This window comes from Cobetia sp., assembly GCF_983723665.1.
In genome coordinates this window covers 1-2,247 of record NZ_CFDJES010000132.1, presented here as the reverse complement: position 1 = coordinate 2,247, position 2,247 = coordinate 1, and the positions used below count along the sequence as shown (strand labels likewise).

Genomic DNA, 2,247 nt, shown 5'->3' with positions numbered 1-2,247 from the left:
GTCGAGGTCTGAGCGCCGATGCCTGAGCGTCAATGCCTCGGCGCGCTACAGCGCCACCTTCAGATACTCCAACACCCGTCTGGCGCGCGCCGAGAGCGGCCATTCCGCTCGCGTGAGCAACCATAGGGTATCGACCACCTCCGTGCTGCCCTCAGGCGGTGGCACCACCCGGATGGCCTGATGATCAGGGAAGGCCTCGCGGGCATGGCGCGGCACGACGCTGAAGCCCAACCCACGGGCGACCGGCTCCAGAATCAGGCTGATCTGGTTGGTGGAGCCACTGCGCGGCAGTGAGCTGATGCCCGGATTGCCCGGGAAGCGCCGACTCAACAGGCGCGAGGCCATGTCCTGACCATCCGGGTGGTCGATGAAGCCCAATGTCTCGAGATCCCCCCAGTCATGGATCTCGACTCCCGCCGGCACCACCAGCTCAAGGGGCTCACGCGCCCACTCCGTCACGCTCAGGCGCGGGTCATCCGGCTTGAGCGTGACGATCCCCAGCTCGAAGCGATTCTCCAGCACGGCCTCCACCACCTCGCGCGTCGGTGCGAAGCGATGGTGAACATTGAGTCCCGGCGACTCCTGCTGAAGCGCCAGCAAGCGCGGATAGATCGCCAGGCCAATGCTGCCCGGCGTGATCAGCCGAATGTCGCCATGACTGTCTTCATTGCCCGCCAGCCGCTGGGTCAGGCGCTGCTCGGCGGTTTCCATCTCACGCGCGAAATCCAGCAGTGCATGGCCGGCCGGCGTCAGTTCGATCTTGCGCGGATAACGGATCAACAGCGTGCCAAGTCGGGTTTCCAGCTGGCGCACATGCTGACTGACAGCGGCCTGGGTCAGATCGAGCCGCTCCGCGGTACGCGTGAAGTTGCCGACACTCACCAGGGTGCGAAAGGTGCGTAGCCATTGGGGTTGCAGCATTCAAGCTCCTGGGGGCTGGAAGAATCAGGGGGCAGAGTCAGTGGACAGAATCAGGATGGCAGCGTCAGAGGAGGAGCATCAGCAAGACTGCGACGGAGAACCCCTACCGCAATAAGAAAGTCTTATCATTATCATAACAGCTACGTAGTTTTCATTATTGCTCATGACGCCCAAGATGGCTTCCAACGTCACGCAGGCAGTGACCGAGCCATTTCCTTCACGACTCACATATCGAGGTGACTCATGAGCAACGAAAAGAACACACCGTATCCGCGTACCTTCTCCCACATCGGCCTGTCCGTCGGTGATGTGGAAGCCGCGGTCAAGTTCTACACCGAAGTGCTGGGCTGGTACGTGGTGATGGAGCCGACCACCATCACCGAAGATGACTCCGCCATCGGCGTGATGTGCAGCGATGTCTTCGGTCCGGGCTGGGGCAGCTTCCGCATCGCCCACCTGTCCACCGGCGACCGTATCGGTGTCGAGATCTTCGAATTCCCGAACCACGAGACGCCGGAAAACAACTTCGAGTACTGGAAGACCGGCATCTTCCACTTCTGCGTCCAGGACCCGGACGTCGAAGGTCTGGCCGAGCGCATCGTGGCCGCCGGCGGCAAGCAGCGCATGCCGGTACGCGAGTACTTCCCGGGTGAGAAGCCGTTCCGCATGGTCTACATGGAAGACCCGTTCGGCAACATCCTCGAGGTCTATAGCCACAGCTATGAAATGACCTACGCCGCCGGTGCCTACCAGAACTGAGCACGGCCGCAGACGTCAGATACAGCAAGGCCCCGCCATGGCGGGGCCTTGCTGTATCTGACATTTGTGCTCGAGACATCCCGAAAGGAACCTCGAGAGCAACGCACGATGACCTTCGTCGGGCGAGCTCACTAAAAGCCCACCCGCTCACGCCTCAGTGGATGACGGGCATGCTGCGCACACGACGGTAAAGACTCTGACTGGCGAGTTCCGGACTGAGCAAGGCAATCCGTGCCTTCTGCACTGCAAGCTCACGTTGCAACAACGACCAGGTACCGATGAACTCGGCACACTCACCACAGTGCACCAGGTAATCGTCAGAGCGCTCATGATATTGATAATCCATGCTCAGGCAGTTACATACCGGGCAGGACAGAACGGCGTTGGCTTTCTCATCCATGATTCGATTCCCTGGAGCCACACTGATTGAATTCACGGTAATGATCACACGCGTTCAGGTAACCATTACGGGTGTGAACATCCCTCATACTCTGCAAAACCCGCTGAACTCACACTATCCATGATGTGATATCTGTACAACTCTCTCTTGTGGGCGACATTTCTCGA

The 2,247-nt window shown here is 59.9% G+C and carries 3 protein-coding genes; 1 reads left to right on the top strand and 2 read right to left on the bottom strand.

Annotated elements, in window-relative coordinates; translation table 11 throughout:
* Positions 1–45: 45 nt before the first annotated feature.
* Positions 46–921, bottom strand: coding sequence for a LysR family transcriptional regulator (locus AC4FAH_RS11975; RefSeq protein ID WP_490246088.1), 876 nt, complete (start codon positions 919–921; stop codon positions 46–48).
* Positions 922–1,164: 243 nt separating this feature from the next.
* Here AC4FAH_RS11975 and AC4FAH_RS11970 point away from each other — a divergent pair, with 243 nt between their 5' ends.
* Entirely contained in the window at positions 1,165–1,680 is a 516-nt protein-coding gene (locus AC4FAH_RS11970; RefSeq protein ID WP_043333918.1) for a lactoylglutathione lyase family protein, read from the top strand.
* A gap of 154 nt (positions 1,681–1,834) precedes the next feature.
* On the opposite strand, the gene AC4FAH_RS11965 is transcribed toward AC4FAH_RS11970, so the two are convergent.
* Positions 1,835–2,080 carry a hypothetical protein gene (locus tag AC4FAH_RS11965; protein ID WP_043333917.1) on the bottom strand — a complete coding sequence of 82 codons (246 nt, stop codon included), beginning with the start codon at positions 2,078–2,080 and terminating at the stop codon, positions 1,835–1,837.
* Positions 2,081–2,247: the final 167 nt, after the last annotated feature.

Bases quoted from the DNA above. Each gene is read 5' to 3' on its own strand.
- AC4FAH_RS11970 (WP_043333918.1), top strand. From the start codon at position 1,165: ATGAGCAACGAAAAGAACACACCGTATCCGCGTACCTTCTCCCACATC.
- AC4FAH_RS11975 (WP_490246088.1), bottom strand. From the start codon at position 921: ATGCTGCAACCCCAATGGCTACGCACCTTTCGCACCCTGGTGAGTGTC.
- AC4FAH_RS11965 (WP_043333917.1), bottom strand. From the start codon at position 2,080: ATGGATGAGAAAGCCAACGCCGTTCTGTCCTGCCCGGTATGTAACTGC.